We start from the raw sequence: 14,498 nt of genomic DNA, 5'->3' as shown, positions 1-14,498 counted from the left end.
GGCACGGCGGAGTGCTGGTGGCTACTGCGCCGAGGGACAGACTGTGGGCACCCGCCCCCGGAGTTCCACCGGGCCCGCTCCGCGGCGATCATCGTGACCGCCGCGAGTCGGCGGCCGGGCAACGCGATGCGGCCTGATTTCCGGCTACCGCCGCCCCTGCCTCCGCGACTTCGCTGCGCGCCGGTGCCGTCCGCGGATCAGGTGAGACAGCCCGGGCCCAGCAGCGCTTTCAGATCGCCCATGAGAGCCGATGACGGTTCGACCCGGAGGCTGTCGTCGAGTTTGAGCAGGGTGGTCTTCTCCCGGGCGCCCACGTGCCGCACGTGCACATCCGAGGTGCCCGGGTGCCGGGAGAGCACCCTCTTCAACTCGCCGATCTTGTCCCGGGTGCACATTCGGGTAGAGATTGTCACCGCAAGTGGTTTCGCCACCCCGATCGCGGACAGGTCCGGGACGGCGAGATCGTTGGCGATGAGCGAGATCCGGTCGTCGCGCATGGAGACCCGGGCCTTCACCAGCACCACCGCGTCCTCCACTACATCCATCCCGTAGACGGAGTAGGCCTGCGGGAAGAACAGCACCTCGATACCACCGGTGAGATCCTCGAGCTGCGCCGAGGCCCAGGCCAGGCCGTTCTTGTTGATCCGGCGGTTCACCGAGGCCAGGATGCCGCCGACGGTCACCTGGGTACCGTCCTTGATATCGCCCTCGAGAATCGCCGGGATCTGGGTATCGGCCGCGGCGGCGAGAACATGGTCGATTCCGTTGAGCGGATGACCGGAAACGTAGAGGCCGAGCATCTCCCGTTCCAGTGCGAGGCGATGTTTGCTGTCCCATTCCTCGTCGGGCACCTTCACATCGAACACCGAGGACATGGATTCCTCGCCCTCTTCGCCCATACCACCGAAAAGGTCGAACTGGCCGATGGCCTCGGCCTTCTTGGTGGACATCACCGCGTCGATGGCATCGGAATGCACGAGCATGAGCCCCTTGCGGGGATGACCCAGATCGTCGAAGGCGCCCGCCTTGATCAGCGATTCGGTGACCTTCTTGGTGCAGGCGATCGTATCGATCTTGTTCAGGTAATCGGAGAAATCGGTGAACTTCGACTTCTCCGCGCGCGCCGAGATGATCGACGACACCACGTTGGTACCGACATTGCGGACCGCGCCCATACCGAAGCGGATGTCCTTGCCGACCGAGGTGAAGTTGTGCTCGGACTCGTTGACATCCGGCGGCAGCACCGTGATCCCGAGGCGCCGGCAATCCGCCAGGTACACCGCGGCCTTGTCCTTGTCGTCGCCGACGCTGGTGAGCAGCGCGGCCATGTACTCCGCGGGATAGTTGGCCTTGAAGTAGGCGGTCCAGTACGACACCAGGCCGTAGGCGGCGGCATGTGATTTGTTGAACGCATACCCGGCGAACGGGAGGATGGTGTCCCACAGCGCCTTGATGGCGGCCTTGGAGAAACCGTTCTCCTGCATACCCTTCTCGAAACCCTCGAATTCCTGCGCGAGGACCTCGGCCTTCTTCTTGCCCATCGCGCGGCGCAGGATATCGGCTCGTCCGAGCGAGTACCCGGCCACTTTCTGGGCGACGTGCATGATCTGCTCTTGGTAGACGATCAGACCGTAGGTTTCGCCGAGGATCTCGCTCAGCGGCTCCTCGAGCTCCGGGTGGATCGGTTTGACCTCTTGGCGCCCGTTCTTGCGGTCGGCGTAGTCGTTGTGCGCGTTCATGCCCATCGGGCCGGGGCGGTACAGCGCGCCGACGGCCACGATGTCCTCGAAGGCGTTGGGCTGCATACGGCGCAGCAGATCGCGCATCGGCCCGCCGTCGAGCTGGAATACGCCCAGGGTGTCGCCACGGGCGAGCAGTTCGAAGGTCTTCGGATCGTCCAGCGGCAGCGCGTCGAGGTCGATATCGACACCGCGGTTGGATTTGGCGTTGTCGATCGCGTCGCCGAGCACTGTGAGGTTGCGCAGGCCCAGGAAGTCCATCTTCAGCAGGCCGATGGCCTCACAGGACGGATAATCCCAGCCGGTGATGATGGCGCCGTCCTGAGCCCGCTTCCATACCGGGATGGCGTCGGTGAGCGGCTCCGATGACATGATCACCGCGCAGGCGTGCACGCCCGCATTGCGGATCAGGCCCTCCAGGCCCTTCGCGGTGTCGTAGATCTTGGCGATATCCGGATTGGATTCGATGAGCGTGCGGACCTCGGCGGCCTCTTTGTACCGCTCGTGTTCGGGATCGGTGATCCCCGCCACCGAGATGTCCTTGGCCATGATCGGCGGCGGCAGCGCCTTGGTGATCTGGTCGGCGATCGCGAAACCGGGCTGCCCGAACAGTACTCGGGCCGAATCCTTGATGGCCGCCTTGGTCTTGATGGTGCCGAAGGTGATCACCTGGGCGACCCGGTCGCTGCCCCACTTCTCGGTGGCGTAGCGGACCATCTCGCCGCGCCGGCGATCGTCGAAGTCGATATCGATATCGGGCATCGATACGCGCTCGGGGTTGAGGAACCGCTCGAACAGCAAACCGTGCGGCAACGGATCGATATTGGTGATCTTGAGTGCGTAGGCGACCAGCGAACCGGCCGCCGAACCACGACCGGGACCGACCCGGATACCGACCTCGCGGGCATGGTTGATGAGGTCGCCGACGACCAGGAAGTAGGCCGGGAAACCCATCTCCAAGATGACGCCGATCTCGTAATCGGCCTGGTCGAGGTACTTCTGCGGAACGCCGTCCGGGAAGCGGTACTCCAGGCCGCGCGCGACCTCCTTGCGCAGCCACGACGCCTCGGACTCGCCCTCGGGGACCGGGAATTTGGGCATCCGGTCGCGGTGGGTCCAGATCTCCTCGTAGGACTCGACGCGCTCGCCGATCAGCACCGTGTTGTCGCAGGCGCCGGGCACCTCGGCATCCCAGAGTTGCCGCATTTCCGCGGCCGATTTCAGGAAGTAGCCGCTACCGCCGAATTTGAACCGATTGGGATCCGACAGCGTCTTACCGGTCTGGATACACAGCAGCGCTTCGTGATTGGTCGAATCGGATTCGTGCACGTAATGGCAGTCGTTGGTGGCCAGCGGCGGGATACCCAGCGTCTTGCCGATCTCGATCAGGCCGGAGCGCACCCGCGTCTCGATGGACAGGCCGTGGTCCATCAGCTCGAGGAAGAAGTTGTCCTTGCCGAAGATCTCCTGCCACTTCGCGGCGGCTTCGAGCGCCTCGCGCTCATGCCCCAGCCGCAACCGGGTCTGCACCTCGCCGGACGGGCAGCCGGTGGTGGCGATGATGCCCTCGGCGTGCGCGGCGATGAGCTCCTCGTCCATCCGCGCCCATTTACCGAGCTGGCCCTCGATACTGGCCAGCGACGACAGCTTGAACAGGTTGCGCAGGCCGGTCGCGTTCTCGGCGACCATGGTCATATGGGTGTAGGCACCCGAACCCGAGACGTCGTCGCTCTTCTGGCTCGGATCGCCCCATTGGGTACGTTTGGTGTCGAACCGGGAGCCGGGGGCGATATAGGCCTCGATCCCGATGATGGGTTTGATCCCGGCCTTCGTCGCCGAGTTGTAGAACTCCGCCGCACCGTACATATTGCCGTGGTCGGTCATCCCGACCGCGGTCATACCGAGGCGATCGGCCTCGGCGAACAGCGGCGAGATCTTGGCGGCACCGTCGAGCATCGAGTACTCGGTGTGGTTGTGCAGATGAACGAATCCGGACGAGGCCAAGATCTGTCCTTCCTCCCAGTGGCTCGGCGGGGGTTGGTGTAGCGAGTTTATGCGTACGCACCGACAGCTTCGCCCCCGGATCGGCGTGCCGGGCGGGAACCGGCGTGTCGCTTCCCCGGTGACCTTGCGGCACCGCCGAATCGGCCACCGGCGCGGCCGGACGCTGGTAGGGTCGGGCCGCGTCACGATCGGATCAACCGGAGGTTCGGAGGTCCACCTGCACCACCACGGCCCGGACCACCGAGGATCGACCCCGCAAAGCCCACGAACGACCCAGCGAGGTGAACGATGACAGCACGTACGACGGCGTTCGCCCTCCCGGCGGCCGCGACGGCGCTGACGGTGGGGGCGCTCATGGCCACCGCGGCACCCGCGGCGGCGGACGGCGGCTCGTTCCAGCCCGTCTATTCGCTCGCCCAGGGCGCCTGCGTCGCCCAGCTCGACGCCTCCGTCACCGGCGACGCCTATCCCGAGCACGCGGCGTTCACCGTCTCGACGATTATGTTCGGCGTCGGCCCGTGCACCCTGCCGGTGACCCTGAACTGGCGCAATCTCGATACCGGGGCCACCGGATCGGTCACGCAGACCGCGAACGGGCCCGGGCACTGGATGAACGACGGGCGCTCCGCGCTGTTCCACCCCGGCGTGGGCCGGTTCACCGCGACCCTCACGGTCGGCGCGGCGCACGTACCCGAACCCGGTTCGGTGGACTTCACCGTCACCGAGTACCGGGGGTGAGCGGCGGCCCCCGATAGCGCGCAGCGCACTGGTCACGACCGGCCCATCCAGCCGGTGGTATCTCCCGGCCGACCCCACTCCCCGACTCACCGGTTCCCTGGTATGCCGGCTCGCCGGCCCGGGCCGGTTATCGCCTCCGGAGAAGGTTTCCCGCAGCAATGGCGGTTGCTGCGGGAAGCGTGAGACGATGACCGGCCCCGGCCGGCGAGCCGGCGGTGGTGCAGGAGAGAAAGGGTGGCCGGATGGCCGCGACCGTCGTCGCGATCTGTGCTTCCGCGGCGCTGCTCGCGGTGGCGCTGCTGGTCTGGGCCCGGCCGAGACGGATGGTCACCACGCCCGCGGAACGCGCGGTGCACGCGGCACTCCACACTGCTTCGCTGGCGGCCCGGTCATTGCGCCGCGGGCTCACTGCCGCCTCGGCCCTCGATGCCGCCCCACACCTGCGGGCGCTTGTCGGCGCCGAAGGACTCGGAGTGACCGATCCCGACGGCGAACTCCTGGCATGGGACGGCGCGCATCACGTCTCGGAGGACGAGTTCACCGCGGCCGTCCGCGAAGCCATCGCGGGTCAGCGGCCGGTACTCGTTCATCTTCCCGATCCCGAGCATCCGGGCCGCACCCTGGTGGCCCAGCCGCTGCTCACCGACAGCGACGCCGTGGCGGGAGCGTTGGGTATGGTCACCTCTGCCCGGCCGGGCCCCGGTACCCTCGGCGCGCTGGCCGAGGTCGCCCGCTATGCGTGCGGTCAGCTGGAACTGGCCGAACTCGATGCCTCCCGGGCCCGGCTGGACCGCGCGGAAGTGCGGGCGCTGCGAGCGCAGATCAGCCCGCATTTCATCTACAACGCACTCAACACAATCGCCTCGTTCGTCCGCACCGATCCCGGGCGGGCCCGCGAACTCATCCTGGATTTTGCCGATTTCACCCGTTATTCGTTCCGGGTGGCCGGTGAATACACCGTGCTCGCCGATGAACTCAGCAATATCGAACGGTATCTGGAGCTGGAACGCGCCCGGTTCGGGCCGGCGCTGCAGGTGCGGTTGCGGATCGCGCCGGAAGTGCTGGGGGTGACCCTGCCGTTCCTCGCGCTGCAACCGCTGGTGGAGAACGCGGTCCGGCACGGGCTGGCGGGCCGGCCCGGGGGCGGCACGGTGACCATCGAAGCGCTCGACGCCGGTACCGACTGCCTGATCAGCGTGGAGGACGACGGCGCCGGAATGGACCCGGAGGTGTTGCGGTCGGGGACACTGGATGCCGCCGGAGATATGCGCGAGGCACCGCATATCGGGCTGGCCAATGTGGACGATCGATTACGCGCCGCGTTCGGCAACGACTACGGACTGGTGGTGGATACGGCGCCCGGGGCGGGCACGAAGGTGAGTTTGCGGGTACCGAAGTTCCGCCCCGGAATCCGGCCGTGAGCACAGGACGAGGCCGGGCCCCGTTCACCCTCACAGAACGGGGTCCGGCACTCCGCACCTCCGAAATCGACCGCCCGGATGCCGCCGGCACGGCATCCGGGTCCCGGGATCAGTGCGCGACGGCCTTTTCCGCGCCGACGCCGGTCAGTGCCCTGACCTCCATTTCCGCGGCCTTGGCCGGATCCTCGTCACCACCGAGATAGGTGCCCACCACACCGAGCAGGAAGGCCAGCGGGATGGAGACGATGCCCGGGTTCGACAGCGGGAACCAGTCGAAATCCATACTCGGCAGCATGGCGCTCGCCGATCCGGATACCGCCGGGGAGAACACGATGAGCACGATCGTGGAGATCAGCCCGCCGTACATGCTGAACAGTGCGCCCCGGGTGTTGAAGCGGCGCCAGAACAGCGAATACAGGATGGTCGGCAGATTGGCCGAGGCGGCGACCGCGAAGGCCAGCGCCACCAGGAACGCGATGTTCTGCCCGTTGGCCAGGATGCCCAGCGCGATGGCCAGAACGCCGATCACCACGGCGGTGATCCGGGAGACCCGCACCTGGGCGGTCTCGTCCACCTTGCCGCGGCGGATCACATTGGCGTAGATATCGTGGGCGAACGAGGCCGAGGCGGTGATGGTGAGCCCGGCGACCACGGCGAGGATGGTCGCGAAGGCCACCGCGGAGATCACTCCGAGCAGGATCACCCCGCCCAGTTCGAAGGCCAGCAGCGGTGCCGCCGAATTCTGCCCACCGGCCGCGGACAGGATACGGTCGGGGCCGACCAGGGCCGCCGCGCCGTACCCCAGGACGAGGGTGAACAGGTAGAAGGCACCGATCAGGCCGATCGCCCAGACCACCGAGCGGCGGGCTTCCTTGGCGGTCGGCACCGTGTAGAAGCGCATCAGCACGTGCGGCAGGCCCGCCGTACCGAGTACCAGCGCAAGACCCAGCGACAGGAAGTTGAGTTTCGACATCTCGCTGCCGCCGTATTGGGCGCCGGGCGCCAGTACATCGCGGGCGGCGACCTTCGAGTCGGTGGATCCGGCGATGGCACTCTGGGCGCCGCCCAGGATGTCGGACGGGTTGAACCCGAATTTCGCCAGCACCATCACAGTCATCACGGCCGCACCCGCGATCAGCAGGACCGCCTTGATGATCTGCACCCAGGTCGTGCCCTTCATCCCGCCGACCAGCACGTAGACGATCATCAGCACACCGACCACGGCGATCACCACGGCCTGCCCGGCCTCACTCGATACGTCCAGCAGCAACGCCACCAGACCGCCGGCCCCGGCCATCTGCGCGAGCAGATAGAACAGCGATACCGCCAGCGTCGTGATCGCGGCCGCGGTACGCACGGGACGCTGCTGCAACCGGAAGCTCAGTACATCGGCCATCGTGAATTTGCCGGTGTTGCGCAGCATTTCGGCCACCAGCAGCAGGGCCACCAGCCAGGCCACCAGGAAGCCGATCGAGTACAGGAATCCGTCGTACCCGTAGACCGCGATGGCGCCGGCGATACCCAGGAAGCTCGCGGCGGATAGGTAGTCGCCGGCGATGGCGACCCCGTTCTGCGGGCCGGTGAATCCGCGGCCGCCGGTGAAATAGTCGGTGGCGCCGGAGGTGTTGCGGCCGGCCCAGAACACCACGACCATCGTGACGACCACGAACAGGGCGAAGATGCCGATATTGGCCGCGGGGTTACCGACCGTACCTTCGGCGGCGTACAGCGTGGTCACGACCCGCTTCCTTCCAGTTCGGCGCGCAGCGCGGCCGCGCGCGGGTCCAGTTCCCGGTTGGCGAACCGGACGTAGAGACCGGTGATGAGGAAGGTGGAGACGAACTGTCCCAGGCCGAGCAGCAGCCCGATATTGACCTCACCGAAAACCTCGGTGCCCATGAAATCGTGTGCGTAGGCGCCGAGCAGCACATAGCCGAGATACCAGAGCAGGAACAGGGCGGTCATGGGGAAAATGAAGCGGCGCAGCCGATTTCGGAGTTCGGTGAACTCCGGGCTGGCTTGTGCTGCGACGAAATCGGGGGGCGCCGTAGGCTGCCCGCCGCTGTCGTCGAGATCCGTATCGGTCATGCCGGGTCCTCGCAATGTGATGTGTGTTACCTGAACTGAAGTTAGCGACCCCGGCACAGCGGCAACAGATGTGATGACGGTCACTCGGTGAAGGTAGGCGACTGTGCGGTGAATGGTCGCTGTGACGCGATGAGCGGTCGAGCTCGAGATGCGGATCGACCCGCGGCGGTGTCAGCGATCCGAGCGCGTTCCCGGTTCACGATCGGCGCCCATACCGAGCCGTTCCGGCGCGTGCATCCGGACGAAAACCCGGCCCAGCTCCGCGGGTTTCGCGGTGAACCGGCTGACCAGCACCATCGTCCCGAACGACAGCGGTACCGCGACTGCCGCGGGATAGCCGAATATCGCGGCCGGCCACCCGCCGGCCAGTTCCGGGGAGACACCGCCGAATACCGAGACCACCGTCGCGCCGCCGGCCACGACACCGCCGGCCACCAGTCCCGCCACCGCGCCCGCCGCGGTGAGCCCACGCCACCAGATCCCCAATACCAGCAGCGGGCACAGGGTGGATGCCGCGAGCGAGAAGGCCAGCCCCACGGTGCGCGACAGATCGAGGGAGACCACCGACAGCGATAACGCCAGCGGAACCGCCCCCGCGGCCAGCGCCGCCAACCGGAAATCCCGGATCCGCCCGCGCAGCACATCCGTGCTCAACACCCCCGCGATACTGACCACCAGCCCCGAAGAGGTCGACAAGAACGCGGCCATCGCCCCCGCCGCAACCAGAGCGGCCAGCAACTGCCCCGGCAACCCGGCCAGCGCCGAGGACGGCAGCAGCAGAACCGCGGCGTCGGAGGTCCCGGTGATCAGCAACTGCGGTACGTAGAGGCGCGCGAAAACCCCGAGCAGGACCGGGAACAGGTAGAACACCCCGACCATCGCGATCACCGTCAGCGCGGTCGCGCGCGCGGCCCGGCCGTCACGATTGGTGTAGAAGCGGACCAGGACGTGCGGGAGACCCATGGTGCCCAGGAAGGTCGCGATCATCAGCGAGTACACCTGGTACTGCGGATGGGGTCCGGCGAAACCGCCCCCCGGCCGCAACCAGTGCGCCCCGTCGGCCGGCGCACCCGCCACCACCGGCACCGCCGATCCCGGTTCGAGGACGAGCCGGGTATCGCGCGCCAATTCATGGGCGCCCGCGGTGAGCAGCACCGGACCGTCCACCGGACGGTCGTCGAGTTCCCCGTGCACCGAAACCCATTGCGGTGCCGGTAACTGCACCAGTACCGGCGTCGTCACTTCCACGGTGGTGCGTTCGACGACCGTCGGCGGGGCCGCCGCGCCGATCTCGCGTTCCTCCGCGCCGCTACCGAAGAAATGCCCCAGCAGGACGAGAGCGGGTAACGCCACCGCGGTCAGCTTCAGCCAGTACTGGAAGGCCTGGACGAGGGTGATCGAACGCATCCCGCCGCCGACCACATTCGCCACCACGATCGCGGCGACCGCCACCGCCCCGACCCACCCCGGCACCCCGAGCAGAATGCGCAGGGTCAAACCGGCGCCCTGGAATTGCGGGATCACATACACCGCGCACACCAGCACCACCACCAGGGCAGCGAACCGGCGTGCCCGCGGGGAGCCCAGCCGGAACTCGGCGAAATCCGGCACGGTGTAGGCGCCGGACCGCCGCAGCGGCGCGGCGACGAACAGCAGTAACGCCAGATAGCCCGCCGTGAACCCGACCGGATACCACAGGGCATCGGCACCGTACTTGGCGATCAGTCCCGCCACCCCGAGAAACGATGCCGCCGAAAGGTATTCGCCCGATACCGCGGCGGCATTCCACCGGGGACCGACGCTGCGCGAGGCCACCAGGAAGTCGGAGGTGGTACGCGCCCACCGGACCCCGTACACACCGAGGGTCACCGTCGCGACCGCCGCCGCCAGCAACGCGGCGACGGTGAGCCCGGACGAGTTCACCGCCGCTCCCCCACACACCAGGAGCCGGAGTATCCAGTACCGGCTGTCGTCGACCCCGGCACTTCGTCAATCCCTCGTGAGTTCGAGGAAATCGTGCTCGTTGCGTTCGGCGAGCCGCACATAGATCCGGCCGGTCAGCCACAGCAGCGGATACGCCGCCCCACCCAGCAGCAGCCATGGCAACCGGATCCCGAGTACCACCGTCTCGGCGACCGCGGTCACCCGGAACAGCAGTGGTAGCGCCGCCAGCAGCAGTGCCATCACCAGTGCACAGCTCAATGCCAGCCCGAGTTGCGCGCGGATCAGGCCACCGATCAGCGCCGCCCCGATCTCGGTCTGCTCGGCGACCTCCACTCGCGTGCGCACCCGCCGCGCGCCGCGGCGTTCGGCGAGTACCACCCGCTCGCGCGGTCCTTTGGGGGGCGGGCCGATCATCGCCGGTCCGGATGCGGGCCCTGCACCAGGCGCTGTTTGAGTTCGCGGACCTGCCGGCGGCTCACCGGGAGCTCCACCTGTCCGGCGCCGCGCAGGCAGACCCGGGTCGCGGCCCCGACCGTGCGCAGGCCGGTGACCCGGTCCAGCGCCACCAGATACGACCGGTGCACGCGCAAGAAGCCGTCCCGCCAGCGGTCCTGCAATGCCGACAGCGGTATCCGCACCAGGTGCGAACCGGTATCGGTGTGCAGGCGCGCATAGTCGCCCTCGGCCTCCACCCAGCTCACCTGGGACCGGTGCACCAGCGTGGTCACGCCACCGAGCTCCACCGGGATCACCTCGTTGTTCCCGGCCGGCGCCGGATCCGTCCCGGTGCGGGCACGCCGGTCGGCGACCCGCCGCAATGCTGCGCCGAGCCGAGCCTGTCGCACCGGTTTGAGCAGATAGTCCACCGCGCCGAGATCGAAGGCGGCCACCGCGTGATCTTCGTGGGCGGTGACGAAGACGATGGCCGGTGGATCGGCGAATTCGGCGAGCACCCCCGCCAGTTCCATACCGTCCAGGCCCGGCATATTGATATCGAGGAACACCACATCGGCACCGTGCGCGCGCAGTATCCGCAGCGCACCGGTGGCATCGGCGGCGCCGTGGAGTTCGGTCACCGCGGGTTCGGCGCGGAGGAGATACAGCAGCTCGTCCAGCGCCGGCGGCTCGTCGTCCACGGCCAGCACCCGCATCCGCCCGACCTTTCCTGCTACATCGACCCGATCATGGTAGTCATCGGTACCGGGCGGCGGGGGCGGGTCCGGTTATCCGGTCGGCAACGGCACCGCGGTCAGGACCCGAGCTGGTCCATCCGACGCTGCATTTCCTCCGGCTCGATATCTTCCACATGGGTGGCGACCGTCCACTGATGTCCCCACGGGTCGACGAACGAACCGGTGCGGTCGCCGTAGAACTGGGTCTCCGGGGCGCTGATCTCGGTGGCCCCGCCCGACAGTGCGACGGCGAAGGCGGCATCCATATCAGCGACGTACACGTACAGGTTGACCGGTGTACCGCCGATCGAATGCGGATCGCGGAAGGCCATATCGGGCGCCGGATCGCCGAGCATCAGCACGGAGTTGCCGATGAGCAGCTCGCAGTGCATCACCGTGCCGTCCGGCCCGGGGATACGCATCCGCTCGGTGGCGCCGAAGACACGTTTGTAGAACTCGACCGCGTCGGCGGCGCCGGCGATCGCCAGACCGGGTGAAATGGTCGGATAACCTTCGGGGATCGGGGAGACATCAGACATCACAAGACCTCCGGTCTCGGATCGAATTGTCGGATACTGTGAGCTTAGGCCCCCACCGCGCCGAGCGCCGGTGTCCGACACAACCCGGCCGCGATCAGTCGCCCCAGCTCACGTTCGTCTCGATGACCTGCCGCAACTCGGTCGCGTTGCGCGGGTTGCGGTAGAACTGATGCCCGCCGATGGTGATCGACCCGGCCACCGGAAGCGGCAGCCCCAGATCGACGGTGATCTCGCCGCTGCCCTGCATCGCATAGTCCTCGATATCGAGGGTCCCGGCCGCGTTCGGCAGATCCCAGGTACTCGATTGCGGCGTCTGGGTGACATCGAGCCGAATGGACAACCGGCCCCCGTCCCGGTCCACGAGCGTAGCCGTGGTGACCTGCTCCAGGTCGACCCCGCCGCCGACCGTCTGCCGTACCTGCCATACCGCGCCCACCCCGACCGGTTCGTCCGGGAAGGTGATGGACCGGTAGACCGCCTGGTAAAAGGCCTGTTCCAGCGCGACGCGCGCCGAATTCGACGTTTCCGGGGAGGGCGCCAGCCGGAGCGCGGTGATACCGCCGAGTTCGCTCATCTCCAGCCCGGCATGGGAGCCACCGGCCGCGGTGAGCGCCTCCGACAGCGCCGGATCGGGGGTGGTGATCTCGCCGAGGGTCAGTTCCACCCCGTCGGAGTCCGCGGTGGCTGTCATCGGGATGGTGAGCGCGGGACTGGAGAAATCGCGGACCTGCTGGGCGTCGATCTGCTGCTGGATGTGGTGATCGGTGCGCAGGGTCACCGCTTGGATTGTGCCGTCGTAATAGGAGGGCCGCAGCAGCGTTCGTGGTTCGCTACCGGGGTCCACCACGTTCACCTGCGCCGCGGCGATCGGCACCGTCACCTCGTTACCGATACCCAGGGGTTCGGTACCGTCCGCCTCGGCCGCCGATTCCCCCGTATCGCTGCAACCGGCCCCGAAAGTGGTCAGTCCCAGCGCGAGAACCAGCATCAGCACTCTGGACCGCGCCTGGCGGACCGAAGGTAGCGAACACAACACCGTCACGCCCGACAGCCTACGAGGCGTTCCTGAGGAAGGGCTGGGACATTCGCGGCCACCTGTCCGGGGAACACGGTGAGGTCCGCGGTATGTACGCGTGCGGGTGCCCACGTGCCGGGCCGGGCTGCCTCGAGAGATGATGGTCGGCGTGACTGAGGACCGTACGCGCGAGCAGGACCCCGACCGCCCGAGTGGGGACGGATATCAGCCCCGCCAGCGGCTGCCGCTCCTGCTGACGATCGCGGTGACCCTGTTCACGCTGGATCTCATCACGAAGATCGTGGTCGTCCAGCAGATCCAGCCCGGTGAACGGATCTCGCTGATCGGAGATTTCGTCCAGCTCGTCCTGGTCCGTAACCCGGGCGCCGCGTTCTCGATGGCCACCGGGATGACCTGGCTGCTCACCCTCATCGCGGCGGCGGTCGTGATCGGTGTCCTGCGGATCGGCCGCACCCTGCGTTCGCCGCTGTGGGCGATCGGCCTCGGCGGGGTGCTGGGCGGCGCGTTCGGCAACCTGATGGACCGGTTGTTCCGGGCGCCGGGCCCGATGCAGGGTCATGTGGTCGATTTCTTCTCGGTCGGCTCCTTCCCGGTGTTCAATGTGGCCGATTCCTCGATCGTCTGCGGCGCCATCCTGCTGGTGGTGCTGACAGTGTTCGGTTTCGAACCCGACGGCACCCGCTACAAGCGCAACGCCCCCGCCGAGGACGCCACCGCGCCCGAGGCGACACCGCCCGACCCGACCCGGCCCGGCCCGGACGACGACCCCGGCAGCGGAACCGGCGAATCCCCGGCACCCGATCGTGGCGAATCCACCCGCGACCCGGACCCCGAGTCCTCCGCCGCCGGCGCCCCGGCCGCCCGTACCGGCGAGGACACTGCCGCATGAGGGAGACACGGACCATGCCCGTCCCCGACGGGCTCGACGGCATGCGGGTGGACGCCGGACTGGCGCGGTTGCTGGGCCTGTCCCGCACCGCGGTGGCCGCCCTCGCCGAGGAAGGGTCGGTACAGCTCGACGGTGTGGCCGCCGGAAAATCCGATCGGCTCATCGCCGGTGCGTGGCTGGAAGTGGTGTTCCCCGAACCCCGCCGCGAGCTGACCATCGAGGCCGAGCCCGTCGAGGGGATGAAAATCCTGTACGCCGACGACGATATCGTCGCCGTCGACAAACCGGTCGGCGTCGCCGCCCACGCCGGCGTCGGCTGGACCGGACCCACTGTGGTGGGCGGCCTGGCGGCGGCCGGGTACCGGATCTCCACCTCCGGCGCCCACGAACGGCAGGGCATCGTGCACCGGCTCGATGTCGGCACCTCGGGGGTCATGGTGGTCGCACAGTCCGAGCACGCGTACACCGCGCTCAAACGCGCCTTCAAACAGCGCACCGTGGACAAGCGCTATCACGCACTGGTGCAGGGTCATCCCGACCCCAGCAGCGGCACCATCGACGCACCCATCGGCCGCGCCCGCGGTGGCGAGTGGAAATTCGCGGTGACCTCCGACGGCCGGCCCAGCGTCACCCACTACGACACGGTGGAGGCGTTCCAGGCCGCCAGCCTGCTCGATATCCATCTGGAAACGGGCCGCACCCACCAGATCAGGGTGCATTTCTCGGCGATCCGGCATCCCTGCTGCGGAGACCTCACCTACGGCGCGGACCCACGGCTGGCCGAACGGCTCGGGTTGCAACGGCAATGGCTGCACGCCCGCGCACTGGGCTTCCAGCATCCGGCGGACGGCCGCTACCTGGAGATCACCAGCGACTATCCCGACGACCTCGCCGGCGCCTTGCGGATACTGCGCGAGGCCTGACCGCC

General features: G+C 67.9%; 12 protein-coding genes. 4 read left to right on the top strand and 8 right to left on the bottom strand.

Going from position 1 to position 14,498, the window contains the following annotated elements; translation table 11 throughout:
• Positions 1-197 precede the first annotated feature (197 nt).
• A complete protein-coding gene (gene dnaE, locus ACFWPH_RS27325; RefSeq protein WP_378754976.1) occupies positions 198-3,743 on the bottom strand; it encodes a DNA polymerase III subunit alpha in 3,546 nt (1,181 codons plus the stop codon).
• A gap of 288 nt (positions 3,744-4,031) precedes the next feature.
• Between dnaE and ACFWPH_RS27320 the strand changes: the two genes are divergently transcribed.
• Both ACFWPH_RS27320 and ACFWPH_RS27315 read left to right on the top strand, forming a co-directional pair.
• Complete coding sequence (locus ACFWPH_RS27320; RefSeq protein WP_378754975.1) at positions 4,032-4,481, top strand: hypothetical protein; 450 nt, start codon at positions 4,032-4,034, stop codon at positions 4,479-4,481.
• 242 nt (positions 4,482-4,723) lie between these two features.
• Positions 4,724-5,902 carry a sensor histidine kinase gene (locus tag ACFWPH_RS27315; RefSeq protein ID WP_378754974.1) on the top strand — a complete coding sequence of 393 codons (1,179 nt, stop codon included), beginning with the start codon at positions 4,724-4,726 and terminating at the stop codon, positions 5,900-5,902.
• Positions 5,903-6,011: 109 nt separating this feature from the next.
• On the opposite strand, the gene ACFWPH_RS27310 is transcribed toward ACFWPH_RS27315, so the two are convergent.
• From ACFWPH_RS27310 to ACFWPH_RS27280, 7 genes are all read right to left on the bottom strand, one after another.
• The gene (locus ACFWPH_RS27310) at positions 6,012-7,640 is read right to left on the bottom strand and encodes a cation acetate symporter (protein WP_378754973.1); all 1,629 of its coding nucleotides are present in this window, start codon (positions 7,638-7,640) and stop codon (positions 6,012-6,014) included.
• The gene (locus ACFWPH_RS27305; RefSeq protein ID WP_378754972.1) at positions 7,637-7,990 is read right to left on the bottom strand and encodes a DUF485 domain-containing protein; all 354 of its coding nucleotides are present in this window, start codon (positions 7,988-7,990) and stop codon (positions 7,637-7,639) included. The genes ACFWPH_RS27310 and ACFWPH_RS27305 overlap by 4 nt, the downstream gene beginning before the upstream one ends.
• A gap of 171 nt (positions 7,991-8,161) precedes the next feature.
• A complete protein-coding gene (locus ACFWPH_RS27300) occupies positions 8,162-9,913 on the bottom strand; it encodes a cation acetate symporter (protein WP_378754971.1) in 1,752 nt (583 codons plus the stop codon).
• A 66-nt stretch (positions 9,914-9,979) separates the two neighbouring features.
• Complete coding sequence (locus tag ACFWPH_RS27295; protein ID WP_280460855.1) at positions 9,980-10,348, bottom strand: hypothetical protein; 369 nt, start codon at positions 10,346-10,348, stop codon at positions 9,980-9,982.
• Positions 10,345-11,085 carry a LytR/AlgR family response regulator transcription factor gene (locus tag ACFWPH_RS27290; protein WP_378754970.1) on the bottom strand — a complete coding sequence of 247 codons (741 nt, stop codon included), beginning with the start codon at positions 11,083-11,085 and terminating at the stop codon, positions 10,345-10,347. Before ACFWPH_RS27290 ends, ACFWPH_RS27295 begins: the two co-directional genes overlap by 4 nt.
• A 98-nt stretch (positions 11,086-11,183) precedes the next feature.
• Positions 11,184-11,645, bottom strand: coding sequence for a VOC family protein (locus ACFWPH_RS27285; protein WP_378754969.1), 462 nt, complete (start codon positions 11,643-11,645; stop codon positions 11,184-11,186).
• Between the two features lie 94 nt (positions 11,646-11,739).
• Positions 11,740-12,687, bottom strand: coding sequence for a hypothetical protein (locus ACFWPH_RS27280; protein ID WP_378754968.1), 948 nt, complete (start codon positions 12,685-12,687; stop codon positions 11,740-11,742).
• A 133-nt stretch (positions 12,688-12,820) separates the two neighbouring features.
• Here ACFWPH_RS27280 and lspA point away from each other — a divergent pair, with 133 nt between their 5' ends.
• Both lspA and ACFWPH_RS27270 read left to right on the top strand, forming a co-directional pair.
• Positions 12,821-13,570 carry a signal peptidase II gene (lspA, locus tag ACFWPH_RS27275; protein WP_378754967.1) on the top strand — a complete coding sequence of 250 codons (750 nt, stop codon included), beginning with the start codon at positions 12,821-12,823 and terminating at the stop codon, positions 13,568-13,570.
• A complete protein-coding gene (locus tag ACFWPH_RS27270; RefSeq protein ID WP_378754965.1) occupies positions 13,567-14,493 on the top strand; it encodes an RluA family pseudouridine synthase in 927 nt (308 codons plus the stop codon). The genes lspA and ACFWPH_RS27270 overlap by 4 nt, the downstream gene beginning before the upstream one ends.
• The last annotated feature ends 5 nt before the right edge of the window (positions 14,494-14,498 follow it).

The sequence above is a fragment of the Nocardia sp. NPDC058499 genome (genome assembly GCF_042719915.1).
GTDB lineage: Bacteria > Actinomycetota > Actinomycetes > Mycobacteriales > Mycobacteriaceae > Nocardia.
This window is presented reverse-complemented; position numbering and strand designations above follow the sequence as displayed.

What these genes read in the sequence shown, in the direction of transcription:
- ACFWPH_RS27320 (WP_378754975.1), top strand. Translation starts at nt 4,032, where the DNA reads ATGACAGCACGTACGACGGCGTTCGCCCTCCCGGCGGCCGCGACGGCG.
- ACFWPH_RS27270 (WP_378754965.1), top strand. Translation starts at nt 13,567, where the DNA reads ATGAGGGAGACACGGACCATGCCCGTCCCCGACGGGCTCGACGGCATG.
- ACFWPH_RS27305 (WP_378754972.1), bottom strand. Translation starts at nt 7,990, where the DNA reads ATGACCGATACGGATCTCGACGACAGCGGCGGGCAGCCTACGGCGCCC.
- ACFWPH_RS27290 (WP_378754970.1), bottom strand. Translation starts at nt 11,085, where the DNA reads ATGCGGGTGCTGGCCGTGGACGACGAGCCGCCGGCGCTGGACGAGCTG.
- lspA (WP_378754967.1), top strand. Translation starts at nt 12,821, where the DNA reads ATGGTCGGCGTGACTGAGGACCGTACGCGCGAGCAGGACCCCGACCGC.
- ACFWPH_RS27285 (WP_378754969.1), bottom strand. Translation starts at nt 11,645, where the DNA reads ATGTCTGATGTCTCCCCGATCCCCGAAGGTTATCCGACCATTTCACCC.
- ACFWPH_RS27315 (WP_378754974.1), top strand. Translation starts at nt 4,724, where the DNA reads ATGGCCGCGACCGTCGTCGCGATCTGTGCTTCCGCGGCGCTGCTCGCG.
- ACFWPH_RS27295 (WP_280460855.1), bottom strand. Translation starts at nt 10,348, where the DNA reads ATGATCGGCCCGCCCCCCAAAGGACCGCGCGAGCGGGTGGTACTCGCC.